Genomic DNA, 20,386 nt, shown 5'->3' on the forward strand with positions numbered 1-20,386 from the left:
GGTAAATAAAGAAGTGAATGTTGAAGTTGAAATTTTATAACTTCAACATTGCTAATTAAAGTTATAAAATCCTTTTTATACTCTATATCCAGTTATTTAGTAGTAAAACTACTGACTGAGCGCTACATTTTATCTATAGATTTTGTAAACAAATTTTATTTTTAACTACTCGTAATTAGGCCAATAGGCAACAATAAAATTAGCCCATTTACAGAAAATTTTACTCAATTAATCAGGAACTTTTAAGATGATTATAGTAATGAAAAGTGGTTCCCCAGAGGCGGAAATAAACCGCATTGATGAGGAATTAAGTAGCTGGGGGCTAACTCCAGAAAAAATTGTTGGTCAACACAAAGTAGTTATTGGTTTAGTAGGTGAAACCGCCAGCTTAGATCCACTACAAATTCAAGAACTTAGCCCTTGGATTGAACAGGTATTGCGGGTAGAACAGCCTTACAAACGAGCCAGTCGCCAGTACCGCCACGGCGAAGCTTCGGAAGTGGTGGTTAATACTCCCAATGGAGCGGTGATATTTGGTGAACACCAGCCTTTGGTAGTCGTTGCCGGCCCCTGCTCCGTAGAAAATGAAGAAATGATTGTGGAAACGGCGCGGCGCGTCAAGACTGCTGGAGCAGCATTTTTGCGCGGAGGGGCATACAAACCTCGGACTTCACCTTACGCTTTCCAAGGACACGGCGAGAGTGCTTTGGATTTGTTAGCGAAGGCGCGGGAAGTCAGCGGGCTAGGTATTATTACAGAAGTGATGGATGCCGCTGACCTGGATAAAATAGCTGAAGTTGCCGATGTGATCCAAGTGGGAGCAAGGAATATGCAAAATTTCTCCTTGCTCAAAAAAGTGGGAGCGCAGCCGAAACCAGTTCTCTTGAAGCGGGGAATGGCGGCTACTATTGAAGATTGGTTGATGGCAGCCGAGTATGTTTTGGCTTCTGGCAATCCCAATGTGATTTTGTGTGAAAGGGGAATACGCACCTTTGACCGCCAGTATACGCGAAATACGCTGGATTTATCGGTGGTGCCAGTTTTGCGAAAGCTGACTCATCTGCCAATCATGATTGACCCTAGCCACGGCGTAGGTTGGTCTGAATTTGTGCCTTCAATGGCAATGGCTGCGATCGCAGCTGGCACAGATTCCCTGATGATAGAGGTTCACCCCAATCCTGCCAAAGCTTTATCTGACGGCCCCCAATCTCTCACTCCAGATCGTTTCGATAACTTGATGCAAGAATTAGCAGTAATTGGTAAGGCAGTGGGACGCTGGCAGCAACCAGCCGTGGCTTTAGCTTAAAATTCCGTTGCAACTTGTTGCTAGGCATAAAGTTTTAGAACCCCCTAAATCCCCCTTCAAAAGGGGGACTTTCATTCCGGTTCCCCCCTTTTTAAGGGGGGTTAGGGGGGATCTAAAAGTGCGTAAAGTCACAGTGAAACACTTTTCAAACAACCTCTAAGGCTAAAAACTCAAACTGGCATAGGTTGGGGAACCACTGCGTTGGGCGGGTTTTCACCTGAAAAAAAGGGACGGGCAAAATACCCATCCCAAAACTCACTTTTATTCAATTGATAGCAAAACTTTTACTGTACTTGTACGGGGAAAGCACCAGGTTGCACTGCTATGTTAAGATTCTGCCCATTGCGACGTAATTCCATGCGTAAATCGCCTCCAACTTGGCTATTTTCTACTGCCTTTTGGACAGTGCTGGCATCTGTGACTGCCTGACCGCCAAGCTTTTGGATTACATCACCAGCACGTATCCCTGCTTTAGCAGCTGGTGAATTTGGCACAACTTTCACAACTAATACACCTTTATCTTCATTCACATTCAAACCGCTATTGGGGTCTGAGTTGATATTTTGCTTTAGCTGAGGCGTTAACCCCACCATTTGAATTCCCAGATAAGGATGTTCTACTTTGCCTGTAGCTATTAGCTGACTAGAAATACGTTGTGCTGTATTGATGGGAATAGCAAAGCCTAATCCTTGTGCCCCTTGGATAATCGCTGTATTCATGGCAATTACTTGCCCACGAGAATTTAGCAAAGGACCGCCAGAGTTACCGGGATTAATCGCTGCGTCGGTTTGAATATACTCTACTCGCCTATCGGGAGCGCCAATTTGATTGCTACTGCGTCCGGTTGCACTGATGATTCCGGTAGTTACTGTATTATCTAGTCCAAGGGGGTTGCCGATCGCGATCGCCCATTCTCCCGGTTGTAGTTGATCTGAATTACCGATGGCTACTGAAGGTAGATTCTCTGCCTGAACCTTGATAACAGCAACATCGGTTAATTCATCTTTTCCTAACACCTTACCTTGTAAGGTGCGGCCATCCTTGAGTGTCACTGTCACTGTATCAGCACCATCTACCACATGGGCATTAGTGAGAATCCGACCATCGGCACTGATGATAAAACCTGAACCAGTACCCCGTTCTACCCTTTCTCTTGATTGTGGCAATTGGGAACCAAAAAAGCGGCGAAAAAACGGATCGTTAAATTCATCTGGTATCCGGCTTCTTACCGTTCGGGAAGAGTTAATCCGCACTACTGCTGGCCCGACCTTTTGCACCACCTGCGTAACAAAGTTAGGATCTGTGGCAGCTGGTAATGGAGGAGCGGCATTTACTCGACTCACTGCCAAATTAGATGCACTCTCAGACACTTGCCGAGAATGTCCAGCCATATAGCCGCCTGCCAATGTCATGCCTGATCCCAGCAGCACCAGCGATAGAGAGGCGGCAGCCTTTTTCCAGGGCGCTCGATTTTGGTATTTGGCATCAGCAGTGTTATGTGAAATGCTATTTGATGGGTGTTCTCTGTCACGAGATTCGTTTTGCATTGCTGTCTGGAAGGATATTTAGATGTATTACTAATGTAGATATTATTTATGACACTTTTGTTGCAAAGGTATTGCGTTGTTGTGAAGAGTCTGGTATTTTACCTATCACATCCCATCTTAACTGAACTGTATTGGAATATAGTCATTCGTAGGGGTGTAAAGATGTGCGCCCCGATTGCGTGTTCTATCCATGCCTGAAGGAATAAAATGGCACAAGGTAAAATCTTGCTTAAGCCTGACACTTTATGGACAAGTGTCAAAGAACAGACTGAACATGCTTTACAATGTGGGGCGCTGCTGTCGATACCGACGGAATTTGAATTTCTCGAACAGGATAATGTGCGTTTTTTAGTGCGGATTTTGTCTAACTTAAATCGCAAAAAAACAGCCGATGAAAAACAGAAAAAACAATCTGCTAGGTCTGGTCAAGAGTTTAATCCTTTTTTGCCCTACGAAGAGGATTTATTTGTCGCGGATATCTCCGATAGTCATGTATGTATTTTAAATAAATTCAATGTTCTTGATTATCACTTGCTAATGATCACTCGTAGCTTTGAAGAGCAAGAAAGCTTACTCACCCTGGAAGATTTTACGGCTATGTGGGCGTGTTTGGCTGATTTCGATGGTTTAGCATTTTACAACAGTGGCAAAACCGCAGGTGCCAGTCAGCGACACAAGCATTTGCAATTAGTTCCACTACCCCTTACACCTTTAGGGACGCAGATACCGATTGAACCTCTGCTAACATCAGTACAATTTCCGAACTCGAATGCAACTTCACTAAAGCTTCCTTTTAAACATGCTTTCGCACCATTAAATTCTCATTGGGTGGAGTCGCCATTGGCGGGGGGCCAAGCAACAATGGAAATTTATCGCACTTTGCGTCATGCTGTAGGTTTAGATACAAAGCAATGTGGTGCTTACAATCTGTTAGCGACACGAGAATGGATGTTAATCGTACCGCGATCGCAGGAGAAATTTCAGTCTATCTCTGTGAATTCATTAGGATTCGCCGGTGCCCTACTTGTGCGAAATGCAGCAGAAATGGAGATTCTTAAAGCCCAAGGGCCGATGACTATTCTTAAGAGTGTTGCTCTATCATAATTAGAGCATATCTGCAAACTATGAATGTCAGCTTTTACTGAGATCATGTTCGGCGACTCAGCATGATTGATACTCTGGCTCAAGTGAATATCACGATACCATTGCCTGTATTGCGATCGCCAATCAGATACTAAAAAAAAGCTTAAATTTCTTGAAAGTATTATTTACTTAACAAATTTTAACAAATATGGTTTCGGCATCGTATCAAAATATATAAAGGTAAACGATGCAAAAATCCAAAATCATCAATACTAATAAGGATTTGAAGTCTCTATGTCCTTTCCTTTCTTGCAATGATGTAAAGTTTTTTAACATCTGCTGAAGATCCTTCTCATAAAATTTAACTGAAGTTGCTTAAGTTGGGGCCTGGGGATTGGGAGAATAATAACTCCTAACTCCTAACCTCCAAATGCAGTTGTGGTCAAGGGGACTAGCATATAGACTGGGAGGATAACTTTTTAGCCAAGATATCTTTTGGATTTTAAACTACTTTTTAAGATCACTTTTCTAATGAAAATTATGGATGTTGGAACTCACGACCAAACATGGGCATCAACCCCTGGGCCATTGCGATTTGAAAAACGGGAAAGTTTTGCTGATGAATTATATGCAGTGAGTGCATTATGCTGATTCAGCTTGAATCTATTAAAAACAAAATGTTACCTCCACAGGCTGAAAAAAAAATGCGTTGCTGGATTCGCAGCCGCCACTTGATTTGTTCGGGTAACTTTTTTATATTCGAGACATTAGAATATACAACGATTGAGAGATTCTCTCAATGTGTTGCTTCTTTAGGAGGAACAGTAATATCCGTTGACCCAATTAATAAAATTTGGATGGGAGATCATCGTCAAGTAATTTTATATCAGGCAAAAGCTAGTTTACATACGCCTCATCATACTTTGAAACAATACTGGATACAAAACGGTAGTTTATACACTAAATTTGATGAGCGTCCTTGAGAGCCACTATCCAGCAAAAATCCTTCTGGCTAATTTCTCTATTAAACATAGCCTTGAAAAAGAATGTAGAGACGTAGCACTGCTACGTCTCTACAAAGGTTTTGGATGACATACAGCAGTTTGCAAGTAACTGAAATACAAAATGCAGGAATTAAAATTAGACATAAACACTTTCTAACTCCTGCCTCAAAACCCGTAGCTTTATACTGCATGCAAAAAAACTGTTGTATATTTAATTTCTGTAGATGTTTATTGTTTAACCTCTTTTGTATCCTGATATTTTCCGAGTTAGCTTGAAACAACAAATAATCAGAAAGTGTTTGAATTATTGTTTTAATAGACTTGCAATTTATGAAAAAAGCTATCGTTTATCGATACCCTACTTATGGACTAGTTGCCTTAATATCCTTAACTGCTGTATTAAGTACAACAACATCTGCCCTAACCCAGTTAGCAGGCGATTCCCCAATTTTGCGAACTCCTATCCCGGCTTCTAACTTAATCTGGCCAACTCAAGGGTTTATTTCTCAAGGCTTCCGCAAATATCAACATGAAGGAATTGATATTGCAGGGGCATCTGGAACTCCTATTGTTGCTGCTGCATCCGGTACAGTTATAAAAACAGGTTGGGATAATTGGGGATTAGGAAATGCCATAACTGTTAAACATCTTGACGGCAGTGTTACTGTTTATGGCCACAATCGCCGTTTATTGGTGAGCAGAGGTCAACAGGTTATTCAAGGTCAAATTATTGCCGAGATGGGATCTACAGGCAATAGTACAGCACCTCATCTACATTTTGAAGTTCATGCAAATGGTCAAATAGCAGTTGACCCTCTTCATCTGTTGACATCTTTAACTGCAAGTGTTGACTCTGGTTCTAAGGTTCAGCAATTGGATAACTCGAACCGCCCAGTCTCGTCACCCTCAGTAGAAAATCAAGTTTCACCTTTACAGCCAATTCCAATAGATTTTGCACCGATAAACACTAATACTAAATGCAATGGAGTTACCATTATTGAAGGTGAAACTGCAACTATTCGTGTAAAAGTCTGTGAAGAAAATGGTCAGTTATTTTATATTGGGCAGTTAAAGCAAGATCCAAGTAAGCCTATAAAGATACAAGCTTTGAATATTGGTAAAAGCAGATATCGAGCAGATAATGGTAGTTTTTATTATTTAGTCACTCCTGAAAGAGTTGAAGTTTGGCGAAATGGCAGTCAGATTCGTTCTGACGTTTTTTATAGCTTAAGAAAATCACTATAAAGTATTGATTGACCAGAAATTACTGCTCGTTAATTAGTTTTTAATCACTCAATATTATTCAAGAGTTTCAGATTCAAGCACAGTCTGAAAAGAGAGTCAGTATAAATAGAGATGATAATTATTATGATATCAGGACAAAAACAGTGTAGATACTAATTTACAGAGTATTAGATAAATCACAACACCAGTTCATTTAGTATAAACATTTTTATGTTGTCTAATTTAGATACAAAAGTATGTCAACTTTAAATTCATGGGTAAGTAAGTCCTGATAAAGACTTAGGTCTTTACCAGGACTTACGCAATTTGACAAAGAACTAGTGAATATTTGGTTTAACTACGATAAGCTATAACGGCATAAAACGGATCTCCTCCAGCTGCACCCAACCACTGTAAGAAATTTGGTAATGTTGACTTATGAGCTATAACTTCTGCGGTTGTAAATCCTGGGAGTGAGGCGAAATACTCTTTGACTAATTCCACTCGCTGTGCTTCTGAAGCCTCCCGCCAAGCTTGAATCGCTTTTTCAAAAAACATCCGGTTAGAAAAGCTGATAATTGCAACACCACCGGGTTTCAGGATGCGGTAAATTTCGGAAAATACTGCTTCTGGATATTGCACATACTGCACAGATACGCAATTGAGAACAGCATCAAAATCTTCATCTGGTAAAGGTAGCTGCGGATTTTCGTTAAGATTTTGCACAAAGTAATGATTTAAACGGGAATTACGTGCTAATTCCTCAGCGTTGAGTCCGTGTCCTTCCACATGGTCAAACTGCATCTCTTCTGGCAGATGAGATACCCAGCTGCTCATCATATCAAAAATCCGGGTGTTGGGTTTGAGGCGATCGCGATATAAATCCGTTAGCTGTTGAATAAATCCTTCATCAACATGGGTAACAAAGCGGGGATAAGCATAGAACAGCTTATCGTCTGTGTCGTCTAATTTCAGGCGTTGATTCGGTCTTAACTGCATAAATCTTTATTTTGGAGAACTTTTTCCGAAAATTGCGGCAATTTCAGGTATTTTTCAAGAATGACTATGTAACATATTTTAATAACAGCAGGGCATATAAACGAGTCTAAATAGCAGGTATAGCAAGTATTGTCGTTTTTAGTTGGGGTGGTTCTGACATCCGCAAGTATGCAATTATTGGCTTAGTTATGGGCTTGGGTTGGTTAATTTTACCTGTGGTGTGGATTAGTCGTTACCACTTTGGCATAAAGTTTCTCACAGCCCGTTAATTCCCTGTTGGCTGGGGCTTTGGCGATGACGGGTAGCATAGGTCTATAACCCTGTTTTGAAAGCTTTTTTACAACAAGGTGCGATCGCTTCAATTCTCCAATCTCATTCTGTCCACCTTGTGGAAGTAGACCAGAAAACCCAAGTACTGCTTAAGTTCTATCTTTCTATTCATCCCCAACAAGTAAACTCTATTTCCCAAATACCAGCTTTGAGCTATGCTTTGATCTATATTGCCCAGTCCCCTAAATTATCTCGCCCTCACCGCCTTGTCGGTACAGTAGAAAAGTACAAGTTGATTTAAGTTCTTCCCTAAGACAGATGCAAAGCAACTATTGCTAAAGAAAATTGATTTAGTTATAATAGTACGTATACTAAGTATTTTGCTAAATGGTTTCTACATCTAATCAATCCCCAGCTTTAGATTCGTGGCAGCAAAATCTGGCACCATACAATTTGGGTTACAGAATCAAATTAGTCTCACAACTCCTCAGTCGCAAGTTTACAGACAAACTAGAACCCTTTGGCCTTACACCATTTCATTGGCTGGTGTTGTGCTGTTTGTGGCAAGAAGATGGTTTACCTACTTCTAGTATTGGGGACAAACTCAAACAAGTGGGAGGGACTTTAACAGGTGTACTAGATCGGATGGAAGAACGCGGCTTGGTGCGTCGAGAACGCGACACTCAAGATCGCCGCATCTGGCGAATCTGGTTAACGGATGCAGGTAAGGAACTAGAAGTTGTCTTACCGCCAATCGCCGCAGCAGTGCGTGATGAAGCGATGGATGGTATTTCCGCTGCTGACCAAGAACTCTTTTCCCAAATCTTAAATCGGGCGATCGCTAACCTCTCCTAATGATGATCTCATAATCAGCCGACCGGGGGAAGTAATGTAAAGATTTATTTTGAGATAATAATACGCATCCTAAGGAAATAATAATTTTTTTCAAAAAATACTACGCATTTTAAATAAAAGACTATCAATCAAATTATTGAGCGAATAAGCGAGTTAAGAATCATGGCCAGTAATACTTTTAACGGACGCAATCAAAACAAAACCCCAGTTATCGAAAAACAATTTATTTCTGATTCCAAGACTTTAGAAACTGTGACAGCAGAAGCACCTGTTATCACGCCTGAGATAGAGAAAGAAGTTCCACCGAAGCGGAAAAGACCGACTGGTTTAATTTTGCCAGCATTAGGTGTAGGTGCGTTGGCGTAGCCCACCGTCTCGCAGAGAAGGTATCGCCGCAGGTGGTTTTGGTTATAACTACTGGCAATACGCCTCCACCCATCAGGAAACAGACAACGCTACCGTTGCCGGAAAGATTCACCAAGTTAGTAGCCGCATTCCTGGGACTGTAAGTCAGGTGTCGGGGATGTCTGCGTAAGTTGCTGTGGAAGTCAAGTAATATCAAGTTGGCTTAAAACATCTGAAAAACCTTTTTCTGCCTGTGGTATTCTCCTACATCTAAAGACAGGCGTATAAAGATCAGGTGAGATAATATTTATGAAAACAGATTGGTATAAAGCAAGCCTGATATGAAAAAACCGTTACTACCTGCTTTAAGGTCAAAGAACTTTCAGCTGTTTTTTGCCGGACAAGGTATTTCCTTAATTGGAACGTGGATGACGCAACTTGCCACGATTTGGCTAGTTTATGACTTGACAAACTCCCCATTAATGTTAGGAGTTGTGGGATTTTCGAGTCAAATTCCTAGCTTTTTTTTAGCTCCTTTTGGCGGAGTATTTGTAGATCGCTTTTCTCGATATCGTACCTTAATTAGTACGCAAGTATTGGCGATGATTCAATCGTTAACATTAGCAGCGCTGGCGTTAACTGGTGTGATTGAGGTATGGCACATCATCGCCTTGAGTTTGTTCCAAGGATTTATTAACGCCTTAGATGCGCCAGCCCGCCAAGCTTTTGTGCCAGAATTGGTTGAGCGTAGAGAAGATTTAGCCAATGCGATCGCTATTAATTCAACGATGTTCAACGGTGCGCGATTAATTGGCCCTGCGATCGGGGGTTTATTAATTGCCAGGGTTGGAACTGCTTATTGTTTTCTAATTGATGGTTTGAGCTACATTGCTGTAATTGCTGCATTATTGGCAATGAAAGTTAAACCTTGGAAAAATCTCGTGCCTGACGGTAATCCCTTACAAAAAGTCAAAGAGGGATTTGTATACGCCTTTAGTTTCCCGCCCATTCGATCCGTCTTATTGCTATCAGCTTTAGTCAGCCTCATGGGACTGCAAAACACTATTTTAGTACCAGTTATTGCAGAACAAGTTCTCAAAGGTGGTGCAGAGACATTGGGCTTTTTGATGGCGGCATCTGGAGTGGGAGCTTTGACTGGTGGTATTTATCTAGCTACACGCCAAACAATCTTAGGAATTGGGAATTTGATTGCCTTAGCTCCAGCAATTTTAGGAATGGGTTTAATTGCTTTTTCTTTATCTCGATTTTTACCACTCTCTTTATTTACAATGTTATTTGTTGGCTTAGGTACAATTCTCCAAATTGCTGCTAGCAACACATTTTTACAAACAATTGTTGAGGATGACAAACGTGGGCGATTGATGAGCTTATACACTATGTCATTTTTGGGGATGATTCCCGTGGGCAATTTATTAGGAGGTTTCTTAGCAAGTCATATTGGCGCTACCAACACTTTAATTATTGATGGGATAGTTTGTATTTTAGGGTCGATTATTTTTAGCAGGCAGTTGCCTGCTTTAAGGCGAATAATGCGTCCAATTTATGAGCAAAAAGGGATTATCACGACTTAGGAAGTTTAAGTTAGAATGATATTTCAATTTCGCCATGTAGAGAGAAAGATAAAATTTAATAACAGATTTTTTGCTACTTAAGTTTGAAACAGGAAAAACACTATGGCTAATACAGGTGTAATTGGTCAGTAAGCACCACCTGAACGTGTTCCACTAAGAACTTGGATTAGTGTATTAGCTAGTATGCTTGGTGCATTATATGAACTATGGAATGACTAGTGATATCATGTTCGACTTAATACTTATGTCATTGCGAGCGTAGCGCGGCAATCCCAAACCTTTGCGATTGCTTCATTCCACTTCGTTGCATTCGCAATGACATATTATAAGTGATTTGCCGAACATGATATGAAACTGGATTAGATCAGTTACGTTGGTCGCAATTTGTGCAATGGGCCAACCTCTAATTATGGCACCACTAATTTCTATCGCCACTGGTGGATTAAGTTCCAAAGAAGCAGGTTCGGCAAGTGGTTTATTTAATATGATGCGGAATATGGGCGGTTCTATAGGGATTGCATCTTTAACAACATTGTTAACTAATAGAGAGCAATTTCACTCTAATAGATTGGGTGATGCAGTATATTTATATAATCTAGAAACTCAACAGCAAATTGACAAAATGACGCAGTATTTTGTCAGTCGAGGAGCAGATTTAAGTACAGCACAAAATCAAGCGATGTCTACGACGGGCTACGCCTACGCAGAAATATATGAAGATGTAATATTGATAGATGATTATGCGACAAATGCCGCATAATCATCTATCAGATCACACTCCTGGCAAAGCATCCTTAAAGCTAATTTTCAGCAACTCTTTTTAACTTTACCCACTGAATAATATGATCTTTATGAAACACCAGGATCGTCAGCAGTTTTAATTTCTCGCAAAATTCGTTCTACTTGGTTAACTTTTTCACCTCTATTCTGTTCTTTGAAAATATTTAAAGCCTTTTCTAAAGAAGATAGCGCCTCATCTTTTTTATTTGTTTGCCACATTGCCAGTGCAAAATTAGTCAGTGCCTCGCCATAATTAGAATTAATTTCCAGAGCTTTTTTATATTCACTAATGGCTTCTTCCCAGCGACTTTGGCTTGCGTAAACCATACCCATCGCATTGTGAGCGAGAGCATATTTTGGCTGGAAGCGAATGGCTTCTTGATAAGAGCTAATTGCCTCTTCTGGTTTCTTTTGCCGAAAAAGCACATTTCCTAGTTGAAAGTGTCCAAAGGCATCTTCTGGGAATTGTTTAATTAATTCGCGTAAATTTTCCTCTGCACCTGTCAAGTCTCCCTGATTAAATAAAGCATTGGCTTGTTGCAGCATCTGCGATCGCTGTGATGGCCCTGTGTCTGAAAACTGTGCTAGTTTTTGTGGTTGTCTCTCAACCGACTGTCCAGGGGAATGCAAAGAAACTTGTCTAGGAACCGCTAACGCTAATGGTGATAAACCAGTTACGGTGATGATACTCAGCATCATGCCACTAAAAGATTGAACAAATGCCGATTTGGGTTTGCGCTTCACCTTCATCGCCCTGAATCCCTCAATAATGTTCTAATCTTTATGATAAATTGAGGTGCGTTAGCGCGTAATGCATCACAAGAGAGACGATAAGGGCGCATATATGTGCGCCCCTATTAAGCTCATTGGGATTTATTTACACACCTTCCCGTAACTTATCCAATACACCCCGATCTTCTAATGTTGAAGTATCCCCAGATACCTCTTGCCCAGCAGCTAGATTCCGCAGCAAGCGCCGCATAATCTTACCCGATCGCGTTTTGGGCAAAGCGTCTGTAAAACGAATTTCTCCCGGACGAGCGATCGCACCAATTTCTTTGACAACGTGCAGTTTGAGTTCTTTACTCAGTTCCTCACTTGCCTGATAAGTGCCTTCTAAAGTCACAAAAGCAACTACTTCTTCACCCTTAAGTTCATCTGGCTTACCCACTACCGCCGCTTCTGCAACTGCTGGGTGCGAAACTAAAGCTGATTCTACTTCCATTGTACCGAGTCGGTGTCCTGATACATTCAGTACGTCATCCACACGACCCATTACCCAGAAGTAGCCGTCTGCATCTTGTCTTGCGCCATCGCCAGCAAAATAAGTATAGTTACCATCCTTGGGTGGAATGTGTTCCCAGTAGGTGCGGCGGAAGCGTTCTGGATCGCCGTAGACTGTCCGCATCATTCCTGGCCAAGGATGACGCACTGCTAGATAACCGCCTTCGTTATTGGGTACGGTGTTTCCTTCCAAATCCACGACATCTGCAATAATGCCTGGGAAGGGAAGAGTTGCGGAACCTGGTTTAGTGGGAATCGCCCCTGGTAGTGGTGTAATCATGATACCGCCGGTTTCTGTTTGCCACCAAGTATCAACAATTGGACAGCGATCGCCACCAATTACTTTGTGATACCACATCCAAGCTTCGGGGTTAATTGGTTCACCGACGCTTCCCAACAAACGCAACGAAGACAGGTTTCGCGCATTGGGATGTTGTTCGCCCATCTTAATAAATGCCCGAATTGCTGTAGGTGCAGTATAAAAAATATTAACACCGTATTTTTCAATTACATCCCAAAAACAACCAGGATTAGAAGCACGGGGTGCACCTTCATACATCACAGTTGTTGCACCGTTAGAAAGTGGGCCGTAGACAATGTAGCTGTGTCCAGTAATCCAACCTACATCGGCGGTACACCAATATACATCTGTGTCTTGGAGGTCGAATATCCACTTAGTGGTTATGTGGGTATACAAATTATAACCAGCAGTTGTATGCACAACGCCCTTCGGTTTGCCGGTGCTGCCAGAAGTGTAGAGGACAAACAGCATGTCTTCGCTGTCCATTGGTTCGGCGGGACAATCTGCTGATGCACCTTTTTGCAAATCATGCCACCAATGATCGCGTCCGCCCAACTGCATATAAGTTTCTTGTCCGGTGCGCTTGACAACGAGGACATTTTCAACACTGGGAACAGCACCATCAGCTAAGGCTTTGTCTACCTGTTCTTTGAGAGGAACGATCGCATCTTTGCGCCAACCACCATCAGCCGTGATTACCAGTTTAGCTGTAGCATCAATTAAGCGATCGCGTAAAGCTTCGGCACTAAAACCACCAAATACTACGCCGTGGGGTGCGCCAATTCTGGCACAGGCTAACATAGCGATCGCAGCTTCGGGAATCATTGGCATATATATACCAACGCGATCGCCTTTTTTTACGCCTAGTTGCTTCAATACATTGGCGAACTGGCAAACTTCCCGGTGCAGTTGGGCGTAAGTTAGGGTACGCGAATCACCTGGTTCTCCTTCCCAAATCAATGCTGCCTTATTTTTGCGCCAAGTGGTGAGATGTCTGTCAAGGCAGTTGTAAGAAATATTCATCTTACCACCAACAAACCACTTAGCAAAAGGTGGTTGCCAATCTAATACTGTATCCCATTTTTGGAACCATTCTAATTCTGTTCCAGCCAAATCTGCCCAAAATTGCTGCGGATCGGCTTTGGCTTTGTCGTAAAGATGCTGATAGTCTTCTAAGCTTTTGATATGGGCATTCTGCGAGAATTCCGAGGCAGGATGAAATAGGCGATTCTCTTGTAGGATTGATTCTATAGTTGGTTGAGACATGGTTAGTTATGAGTGCGATCGCTATTGTGATTAAAAACTATTCTTAGCCTAGTTGTGCTAGACAGTGTTTGGATTTTCGTTAAGCTAGGTAGGAATTGCCGAGTTATTTAGTTTACATTGATTTTCATCTAGCAAAAGCAAGCGATCAAGAAATGTAAAGAGGTTACATTGCAACCTATCTACCGCCAATGTTGCAAAATATAAGTAGTCTTGACAAACAAAGCCTGAAACTATGCCCCTCACTGTCGAAGCTAGCAGTTTATCTCTCAACGATGTTCATCGCTTTCTCAAATTAGAAGAACTTTCCAATGGTTCATTCACAGACTTCTTAGCTCTAGAACTACTCTCTGAGTTTGAACAGCAGGATTTATTGCGAATCAGAAATGACTTCCGTCGCTATTTAAGCGCAGGTAAAATTTCTGAAGGTTTGGTTAAATTTATAACAATCGCACCCTTAATGCGGCTAGCTGGGTTTTACGATGTGCCGATTCGGTTGACAATGGAAGATAGCATTGCGATCGCAGTTGAAGATGAAGATAGAAGAATTACTGGACGGATGGATATTTTAGCAATCAACAGTCCTCAAAGTAATCTTGCGCCACCATTTTGGGTTCTAGTGATTGAAACAAAAAATAGTTCGGTCAATGTGATTGAGGGTTTACCTCAATTACTCACTCATGCTTTTAAAAGTTTAGATCAACAACCATCAGTTTGGGGTTTGGTAACTAATGGACAGCTTTATCAATTTGTTTATTTAAGACATGACAATGAGTCAGCTTATCAGTTAATGCCATTATTAAATTTGAGTGAATCTCCAGATGCAATTGAGTTATTACAAGTTTTCAAAGCCATCTGCAAGTTACCGAATTTTCAGTAAAATGAACGTATAATTGCGGGGCGATCGCTGATGTCTGAACCTGCTACTCTAGAAATCATTTCTGATGGTATTTCAGAAGACGAAGTTATTTTTCCTCCTGGTGATATACTGAGTGACGAACCACCCTTGGAAAGTGACCTACACCGCGACCAAATTGATTTGCTGATTCGCATCCGTAAATTGTGGTAGCGAGAGAAGCAAGATTTTTATGCTTCTGGTAATTTGACGATTTACTACAGTCCTAACCAGAAAAAATCAGAACATTTCCGTGGCCCAGACTTTTTTGTAGTTTTGGGAACCGAGAAAAAAGACCGTAAGAGTTGGGTAGTTTGGCAAGAAGACGGCAAATATCCTAACCTGATTGTGGAAATTTTGTCAAGTTCAACAGTAGAAGTTGATAAAGGTTTAAAAAAACAAGTTTATCAGGATACCTTCCGTACACCAGATTATTTTTGGTTTGATCCTGTAACAATGGAACTTCAAGGGTTTCATCTAGTTAATGGTAAGTATCAAAAAATTCAATTAACCACTGATGGACGTTTGTGGAGCCAGCAGTTAGAACTTTATTTGGGAGTTTATGAAGGTAAATTAAGATTCTTCACTACTGAAAATCAATTGATACTATCATCAGAAGAATTGGCTGAACAAGAACGTTTACGTGCCGAGCAGGCAGAAGAACGTGCCGAACGAGCAGAGCAAGAAATTGCTCGACTGCGGGAGGTTTTACGTACACAGGGCATCGACCTAGAGAATATTTAATGACATCAGGAAATTAACAAAAGACATTTTCAAGTTAAAATCTAGTTAAAAGTGTGTAAAAAAAGCGTAATCTTCTGAAAGTAGGGCATCGTTTGCAAGCAACAGAAATTAAGGATAAGCTAAAGTCCCTTATCGAGCAAGCCTCCTCGATAGATCATAATTTAGCGAGAAGATTAGATGAGATCAATCGTTGGGTTAAGAATATCAAGCCAGGTTCCCTGACTGCAAAACCTTTTGTCACTGCCTTTCTGCTAGAGGTAATTACGGATTCTACAATTTGGCTGATAATCAAATCCTTACCTTCAGAAGAAGAACGAAAAGCAAAGTTCGAGCTTATGACACCGATTGAGAGATATTGGTATGGTTATCTATTTCCCAGATGGTTTAATGCAAGTGACTCCAAGTTTTATATTTGGAAGCAAAAATTAATGTCAGGCGAATTTAATCAGGTGGATAATGATATCATTAGATCAATAGCCCAAGATATTGTTCAGCGAGAAGGTAGTTTTTGGCAGCGTTATATAGCCGACCTTTCAATGGCAACAGATTTAATTGTTAGTCGTAACAATCAACCACTGTGCATTCAAATTACTAGTGTTTCTGAAGAACTGAATCATCAAAAGTACGAAGCTTGGCAAAATACACTGCGATCGTGGGAAATCGAGAGAGGATTGTTCTTAAGTTACAATCCCAAAGATGCTAATTTTGTCAACCAGTTAGTCAACGTGGCCCTGTATAACAGTGATTACCTTTCTGGTGGCAAATATTTAAAATTTTCGTGAATTTTCAGGAATTTCATATTTCAGATTTGTGTCTAGCCTATATACTTACGTGCTAATTAGAGCTTTTATGGCTAACAAAAGAGAAACCCATTGCAACAATCAAGTAGATACATTTGCTGAAGCTTTAGCAACAGCGCGACAAATGCAGCAGAACTGGTTAACTTATGGAATTGATTTTGTCAATATTTACGTTGAAGATGTGGAAGGAGACTGGCTAGAAACGTGGGGACATGACGAAGTATTAGGTAATTTTCAATTAGATACTATTAAGGAATTTTTGGTAAGTAATGATAGTGTAGCTGTTAGGGTAAGACAGCATTTAGGAGAGCGATCGCTGTTTGATTTTGCAGTAAACTTAGATGAATCTTGGAGAATTTCCCAAACCAATGACAGGTTATCTGCTGTAAAAAATCTGTTAGCTGGTGAAGGAAATAGTATTGATACAGATGATATCAGGTTATTGGATTTAGCAAATAGTCTGGTGGTAAAGTTGGCAGAGATTTTGTGAAATTTTTAGTTGCCTAGTGGTAGAGTAAATTTTGAAGTTTTATTTTGGTTGCCATTGGGTGGTATGTAGGCGACTTTTTCCAACAAGCAGATACTTCTATGGCTAGGGTTTGCGGAGGTTTGCTAGAGACAGCAAAAGTTCTAGTTGCTGCACATGATAACCGCCAATTTGGTAATGGTGGAAGCAATCATGGATGATTTTATCAGAGGTGAAATTGATGCAGAGATTATAGAGGATGATGACTCTAGTATCTATCTGTCTATTGGCGATCTGATGTCTGGTTTACTAATGTTTTTTGCTTTGCTATTTATTACTGCACTACTCCAGCTTGCACAAAAGGATGTACCAAAACGGGTAGTAATTGGTAATGTTGTGGGACAGATGAAAAGCAATAATATAAATGTCAAAGTCAACCTGGAAACTGGGGATGTCAGTATCCAATCTTTGGCAGATATTTTCCCGCATTTGGCTTGCAAATAATGGAATTTTGCCTAATCCAAATACCCAGCCTTCCAGAAATCCTACAGCAGATCAATTGCAACAGCGAGAACACAAGCCTGAGTCGTGGAAAAGAGAAATTGAACGTTTAGAACAGCAAGCTAAAATCTATGCGTGATATTAAAAATAGTAACTAGATAAAACTTGTAACTTTAGGCTTTTTCAAAAAGTAAATAAGCTATTACTCATCTAAATTGGACATAACAAAGAGAGAAGTCTGAGCCGAGAATTCCCCCATTCAGACTTCTCCTAAAAGAGACGTTACGTGAACGCAGACGATTCTAACAAGTCAATAGACAAGACATCAAGTGATGTAGAGACGTTATATGTAACGTCTCTACAAAGGTTTTAAATAACGCATCATTAATCCTGTCTTGTCACTCTGGCATAATTCAAACCCTAAAAGCTTTTCGGAGCTTGACTTTCTGTTTTTTAGCTAGAATTTTTATTTACTATTAGAAAATAAAGCCTCGAATTTTGATTAAATCAACTTTCCGGAATCTGGCTTCGATTATTGTTTTCCAAAAGTGACAAAACAAGATTAATTTCTGGAAATATCCAATATACAGTTTAAATGCGTCACAGCTTAAGAATCCTATAGTCACCCGGTTAAAGGCAATTTGTGCTGCTTCACGACGAATTGATCGAGATGATTTCCGACGTTGTTTGTTGTTTTCAGGGCCAAGTTCTTGGCATTCTTGGCGAGAAGGACGCTCTTTATTCATAATAAATTCCTTGTATGAAATTAGTGAAATTGGTATGTGATGGTCACACATATATCTACTGATTACAGTTTGAATATTTCGGAAAAGCTGGCAGATTTTTCTAAATAAAAAAGCGGTTTTTACGTAAACGAGTTTTTCCTGAAGTGAAGTCCAGCCTAGTAACTTTAGTGGTATCGCTAGGTACAGACCAAAGTTTGATGGTTTCGTCACTACTGCCACTTACTAGGGTTTTCCCATTAGGACTGAAGGCCACAGACCATACAGATTTGCTATGTCCTGCAAAGTTGGCAAAGAGTTTGCCACTAGGTAAATTCCAGAGCTTGATTGTTCTGTCATAACTACCACTGGCTAAGGTTTGTCCATTAGGACTAAAGGCAACAGACCATACAGATTGAGAATGACCTGCTAGAGTGTGCAACAATTTGCCATCACCCAGCCGCCACAGTTTGATGGTTTTATCCATACTGCCACTGGCCAGGGTTTGCCCATCAGGGCTGAAGGCAACAGAAGATACTCCTTGGGAATGCCCTATAAGAGTCTGTATTAATGTCGGACTGCCAGTGTTTAGCTGCCAAATTCTGATGGAGTTATCTTTACTACCACTGGCTAACTTCTGGCTATCGGGGCTAAAAGCAACAGACTTTACCCAGCCCACATTCTGGAGCGTAAAGAGTTCTTTGCCTGTGTCTAAATTCCAGAGCTTAATGGTATTGTCAGCACTGCTACTAGCAAGTGATTTTCCGTTGGGACTTATAGCGATCGCTTCTACATCGTCTTTATGCCCTTCAAGGGTACGGATGAGAGTTCCTGTTTCCAGATTCCATAGTTTAATTCGATTATCCCAACTGCCACTAGCGAGTACACGGCGATCGCTGCTAATTGCCAAGGATACAACTGCATCAGCATGACCTTTAAAAGTGTGGAGTAACTTACCAGTGTGTAGATTCCAAATCTTGATCGTGCCATTATAGCTACCACTAGCCAAAGTATTACCATCTGGACTGATAGCGATCGCATAAATCCAGACTGAATGTCCTCTGAGGGTTTGATAAGGTTGAATCATTGGCAAGGACATAGCCCCAGGCGTCACCATCTGAAATGGTAATAGTAAACGATAAGAGCTAAACCCAGCCAAGGTTGCTGTAGACGTAATTGCCAGCACTAGTGTAATTTTATTAACAATTGGATTTGACACTACAGAGCGACTCTCCATTTACACAATTTGGGCGACAAATAATATGAGAAAACAGCAGGCAGAAAAAAATAAAGCTTTTTTTAGCTTTTTTAAATTAGTTATTTCTGCCATGTTGTACTAATAGAACTATCTATTTTTTTGTCCTACTAAATCTTGCTGAGTTACTTTTTTGGCGTTTCTTTGTTGCTTATTCTGGTGTTCAATCCAAAGTCGGATGATAAACAAAACCGTGATGATGGTAGTGGCAATAAGACTAATTGGTGTTAAATACGTCCAATGACCTGACATTTTGTCCCAGATATGCCAAATCAAAATAACCATAGCTACATAAGTTAGCTTATGTAATTGCTTCCAGTTCTTTTTCAACTTTTTTATACTCTAATTATTAGAAGTTATAGAAAGGAGTGTAAAAATGATGAAAGTGCTTACACCCTGGACATATATCCAAAATGTCTTGATGTCTAAAAAATCAAAATTTCTCTTTTGAACCATCAGGAACCCATGACCTAAAGCCAAAACGAAAGCTATAAGACCAATGGTACGGCGGTGTTTTAGAAGCCATTGAGGAATGCCAGTCTCTTTAGTTTGAGGAAAAACAATTCTAAAAGTTGTGGGAATTAGTGTGACTATATAACTAGCTAATGCTAGAAATCCTAGAATATTAGCCAGGGGTGGTTCATCCATTGAAATCATAATTAATCATTAAAAATAAGATTGTTGACAATAGAAACTACAGGTATAAATAATGAAATAAAACTTCTGCTTATCCTAAGGAGATAGCAGATGATCTAGGCATTTCAGTCCGTAAAATCAAGCCTATATATTTATCAGAGGCTAATGAAAAATTTATGCGATTGTCAAAAAAAAATACAAATATTGTTAAAATTGCTTAGGAAAAATAGACATCTGGTGAACAGGAATATAAAGACCTAGTACTGCTACTTATCTACAAGAGTTATGGATTTAATTTCTGAAAATGTCTAATATTTGTAGCCTATCCTTCTTCTAATGGAGAGGCTAGACGAACCGGAAATACTTTGCATAACATGGACTATTGCGATCGCACTAAGCTAGATGTTAGAACTTTGGGTGTATTGACTTATACGGAAATTACCCCACTCTTACTGCGATCGCATACATTCAACCCTCTTTAAAATGCACCACAAGCACGTTAAGCTGAATTAGA

General features: G+C 40.5%; 23 protein-coding genes and 1 pseudogene. 17 read left to right on the forward strand and 7 right to left on the reverse strand.

The genetic code is table 11. The annotated features are described in order from the left end of the window. Positions 1-247 precede the first annotated feature (247 nt). A complete protein-coding gene (aroF, locus tag H6G97_RS04945; protein WP_190939586.1) occupies positions 248-1,306 on the forward strand; it encodes a 3-deoxy-7-phosphoheptulonate synthase in 1,059 nt (352 codons plus the stop codon). A gap of 284 nt (positions 1,307-1,590) precedes the next feature. On the opposite strand, the gene H6G97_RS04950 is transcribed toward aroF, so the two are convergent. Next, the gene (locus H6G97_RS04950; protein WP_190939587.1) at positions 1,591-2,853 is read right to left on the reverse strand and encodes an HhoA/HhoB/HtrA family serine endopeptidase; all 1,263 of its coding nucleotides are present in this window, start codon (positions 2,851-2,853) and stop codon (positions 1,591-1,593) included. Between the two features lie 207 nt (positions 2,854-3,060). Here H6G97_RS04950 and H6G97_RS04955 point away from each other — a divergent pair, with 207 nt between their 5' ends. The 3 genes from H6G97_RS04955 (at position 3,061) to H6G97_RS04965 (ending at position 6,185) form a co-directional block, all read left to right on the forward strand. After that, complete coding sequence (locus tag H6G97_RS04955; protein ID WP_190939588.1) at positions 3,061-3,957, forward strand: ATP adenylyltransferase family protein; 897 nt, start codon at positions 3,061-3,063, stop codon at positions 3,955-3,957. 623 nt (positions 3,958-4,580) lie between these two features. Next, the gene (locus tag H6G97_RS04960; protein WP_190939589.1) at positions 4,581-4,919 is read left to right on the forward strand and encodes a CpeR family transcriptional regulator; all 339 of its coding nucleotides are present in this window, start codon (positions 4,581-4,583) and stop codon (positions 4,917-4,919) included. A 351-nt stretch (positions 4,920-5,270) separates the two neighbouring features. Then, positions 5,271-6,185: a M23 family metallopeptidase gene (locus H6G97_RS04965; RefSeq protein ID WP_190939590.1), complete on the forward strand. Its 915-nt coding sequence runs from the start codon at positions 5,271-5,273 to the stop codon at positions 6,183-6,185. 333 nt (positions 6,186-6,518) lie between these two features. Here the strand turns inward: H6G97_RS04965 and H6G97_RS04970 are convergent, their stop codons facing one another. Beyond that, entirely contained in the window at positions 6,519-7,163 is a 645-nt protein-coding gene (locus H6G97_RS04970; protein WP_190939591.1) for a class I SAM-dependent methyltransferase, read from the reverse strand. Between the two features lie 325 nt (positions 7,164-7,488). Here H6G97_RS04970 and H6G97_RS04975 point away from each other — a divergent pair, with 325 nt between their 5' ends. The 6 genes from H6G97_RS04975 to H6G97_RS04995 all read left to right on the forward strand — a co-directional run bounded on the left by H6G97_RS04975 (position 7,489) and on the right by H6G97_RS04995 (position 10,985). Further along, positions 7,489-7,734 (forward strand): hypothetical protein, encoded by a 246-nt coding sequence (locus tag H6G97_RS04975; RefSeq protein ID WP_190939592.1) that lies wholly within the window; start codon positions 7,489-7,491, stop codon positions 7,732-7,734. Between the two features lie 86 nt (positions 7,735-7,820). Then, positions 7,821-8,288, forward strand: a complete 468-nt coding sequence (locus H6G97_RS04980) for a MarR family winged helix-turn-helix transcriptional regulator (RefSeq protein ID WP_190939593.1) — start codon at positions 7,821-7,823, stop codon at positions 8,286-8,288. Positions 8,289-8,450: 162 nt separating this feature from the next. Beyond that, entirely contained in the window at positions 8,451-8,654 is a 204-nt protein-coding gene (locus H6G97_RS51185; protein WP_199349252.1) for a hypothetical protein, read from the forward strand. Beyond that, entirely contained in the window at positions 8,641-8,823 is a 183-nt protein-coding gene (locus H6G97_RS51190; protein WP_199349253.1) for a hypothetical protein, read from the forward strand. Before H6G97_RS51185 ends, H6G97_RS51190 begins: the two co-directional genes overlap by 14 nt. A 151-nt stretch (positions 8,824-8,974) precedes the next feature. Further along, complete coding sequence (locus H6G97_RS04990; protein ID WP_190939594.1) at positions 8,975-10,225, forward strand: MFS transporter; 1,251 nt, start codon at positions 8,975-8,977, stop codon at positions 10,223-10,225. 391 nt (positions 10,226-10,616) lie between these two features. Continuing rightward, positions 10,617-10,985, forward strand: a complete 369-nt coding sequence (locus H6G97_RS04995) for a hypothetical protein (RefSeq protein WP_242054807.1) — start codon at positions 10,617-10,619, stop codon at positions 10,983-10,985. A gap of 89 nt (positions 10,986-11,074) precedes the next feature. Here the strand turns inward: H6G97_RS04995 and H6G97_RS05000 are convergent, their stop codons facing one another. Together H6G97_RS05000 and acs are read right to left on the reverse strand one after the other, a co-directional pair. Next, positions 11,075-11,755, reverse strand: a complete 681-nt coding sequence (locus tag H6G97_RS05000; RefSeq protein ID WP_190939595.1) for a tetratricopeptide repeat protein — start codon at positions 11,753-11,755, stop codon at positions 11,075-11,077. 127 nt (positions 11,756-11,882) lie between these two features. Beyond that, complete coding sequence (gene acs, locus H6G97_RS05005) at positions 11,883-13,856, reverse strand: acetate--CoA ligase (protein WP_190939596.1); 1,974 nt, start codon at positions 13,854-13,856, stop codon at positions 11,883-11,885. A 232-nt stretch (positions 13,857-14,088) separates the two neighbouring features. Between acs and H6G97_RS05010 the strand changes: the two genes are divergently transcribed. From H6G97_RS05010 to H6G97_RS54685, 7 genes and pseudogenes are all read left to right on the forward strand, one after another. Further along, positions 14,089-14,733, forward strand: a complete 645-nt coding sequence (locus tag H6G97_RS05010; protein WP_190939597.1) for a restriction endonuclease subunit R — start codon at positions 14,089-14,091, stop codon at positions 14,731-14,733. Between the two features lie 30 nt (positions 14,734-14,763). Beyond that, positions 14,764-15,492 (forward strand): annotated as a pseudogene (locus tag H6G97_RS05015) (Uma2 family endonuclease). Between the two features lie 92 nt (positions 15,493-15,584). Further along, positions 15,585-16,274, forward strand: a complete 690-nt coding sequence (locus tag H6G97_RS05020) for a hypothetical protein (protein ID WP_190939598.1) — start codon at positions 15,585-15,587, stop codon at positions 16,272-16,274. A gap of 67 nt (positions 16,275-16,341) precedes the next feature. After that, on the forward strand, positions 16,342-16,782 hold the full coding sequence (locus tag H6G97_RS05025) for a hypothetical protein (RefSeq protein WP_190939599.1): 441 nt from the start codon (positions 16,342-16,344) through the stop codon (positions 16,780-16,782). Positions 16,783-16,826: 44 nt separating this feature from the next. Beyond that, on the forward strand, positions 16,827-16,979 hold the full coding sequence (locus H6G97_RS05030) for a hypothetical protein (protein ID WP_190939662.1): 153 nt from the start codon (positions 16,827-16,829) through the stop codon (positions 16,977-16,979). Further along, on the forward strand, positions 16,972-17,262 hold the full coding sequence (locus H6G97_RS05035) for a hypothetical protein (protein ID WP_242054808.1): 291 nt from the start codon (positions 16,972-16,974) through the stop codon (positions 17,260-17,262). Before H6G97_RS05030 ends, H6G97_RS05035 begins: the two co-directional genes overlap by 8 nt. Before the next feature lie 7 nt (positions 17,263-17,269). Beyond that, positions 17,270-17,398: a hypothetical protein gene (locus H6G97_RS54685; protein WP_277883258.1), complete on the forward strand. Its 129-nt coding sequence runs from the start codon at positions 17,270-17,272 to the stop codon at positions 17,396-17,398. Between the two features lie 337 nt (positions 17,399-17,735). Here the strand turns inward: H6G97_RS54685 and H6G97_RS05040 are convergent, their stop codons facing one another. From H6G97_RS05040 to H6G97_RS52220, 3 genes are all read right to left on the reverse strand, one after another. Then, on the reverse strand, positions 17,736-18,005 hold the full coding sequence (locus tag H6G97_RS05040; RefSeq protein ID WP_190939663.1) for a hypothetical protein: 270 nt from the start codon (positions 18,003-18,005) through the stop codon (positions 17,736-17,738). A gap of 100 nt (positions 18,006-18,105) precedes the next feature. Then, positions 18,106-19,200: a WD40 repeat domain-containing protein gene (locus tag H6G97_RS05045; RefSeq protein ID WP_338421581.1), complete on the reverse strand. Its 1,095-nt coding sequence runs from the start codon at positions 19,198-19,200 to the stop codon at positions 18,106-18,108. 378 nt (positions 19,201-19,578) lie between these two features. Then, the gene (locus H6G97_RS52220) at positions 19,579-19,884 is read right to left on the reverse strand and encodes a hypothetical protein (protein ID WP_242054809.1); all 306 of its coding nucleotides are present in this window, start codon (positions 19,882-19,884) and stop codon (positions 19,579-19,581) included. Positions 19,885-20,386: the final 502 nt, after the last annotated feature.

It is taken from the genome of Nostoc flagelliforme FACHB-838 (assembly GCF_014698065.1).
Lineage (GTDB): Bacteria > Cyanobacteriota > Cyanobacteriia > Cyanobacteriales > Nostocaceae > Nostoc > Nostoc flagelliforme_B.

Coding starts and splice junctions, on each gene's coding strand:
- aroF (WP_190939586.1), top strand. CDS start 248: ATGATTATAGTAATGAAAAGTGGTTCCCCAGAGGCGGAAATAAACCGC.
- H6G97_RS04950 (WP_190939587.1), bottom strand. CDS start 2,853: ATGCAAAACGAATCTCGTGACAGAGAACACCCATCAAATAGCATTTCA.
- H6G97_RS04955 (WP_190939588.1), top strand. CDS start 3,061: ATGGCACAAGGTAAAATCTTGCTTAAGCCTGACACTTTATGGACAAGT.
- H6G97_RS04960 (WP_190939589.1), top strand. CDS start 4,581: ATGCTGATTCAGCTTGAATCTATTAAAAACAAAATGTTACCTCCACAG.
- H6G97_RS04965 (WP_190939590.1), top strand. CDS start 5,271: ATGAAAAAAGCTATCGTTTATCGATACCCTACTTATGGACTAGTTGCC.
- H6G97_RS04970 (WP_190939591.1), bottom strand. CDS start 7,163: ATGCAGTTAAGACCGAATCAACGCCTGAAATTAGACGACACAGACGAT.
- H6G97_RS04980 (WP_190939593.1), top strand. CDS start 7,821: ATGGTTTCTACATCTAATCAATCCCCAGCTTTAGATTCGTGGCAGCAA.
- H6G97_RS51185 (WP_199349252.1), top strand. CDS start 8,451: ATGGCCAGTAATACTTTTAACGGACGCAATCAAAACAAAACCCCAGTT.
- H6G97_RS04990 (WP_190939594.1), top strand. CDS start 8,975: ATGAAAAAACCGTTACTACCTGCTTTAAGGTCAAAGAACTTTCAGCTG.
- H6G97_RS04995 (WP_242054807.1), top strand. CDS start 10,617: ATGGGCCAACCTCTAATTATGGCACCACTAATTTCTATCGCCACTGGT.
- H6G97_RS05000 (WP_190939595.1), bottom strand. CDS start 11,755: ATGAAGGTGAAGCGCAAACCCAAATCGGCATTTGTTCAATCTTTTAGT.
- acs (WP_190939596.1), bottom strand. CDS start 13,856: ATGTCTCAACCAACTATAGAATCAATCCTACAAGAGAATCGCCTATTT.
- H6G97_RS05010 (WP_190939597.1), top strand. CDS start 14,089: ATGCCCCTCACTGTCGAAGCTAGCAGTTTATCTCTCAACGATGTTCAT.
- H6G97_RS05025 (WP_190939599.1), top strand. CDS start 16,342: ATGGCTAACAAAAGAGAAACCCATTGCAACAATCAAGTAGATACATTT.
- H6G97_RS05035 (WP_242054808.1), top strand. CDS start 16,972: ATGGATGATTTTATCAGAGGTGAAATTGATGCAGAGATTATAGAGGAT.
- H6G97_RS05040 (WP_190939663.1), bottom strand. CDS start 18,005: ATGAATAAAGAGCGTCCTTCTCGCCAAGAATGCCAAGAACTTGGCCCT.
- H6G97_RS52220 (WP_242054809.1), bottom strand. CDS start 19,884: ATGGATGAACCACCCCTGGCTAATATTCTAGGATTTCTAGCATTAGCT.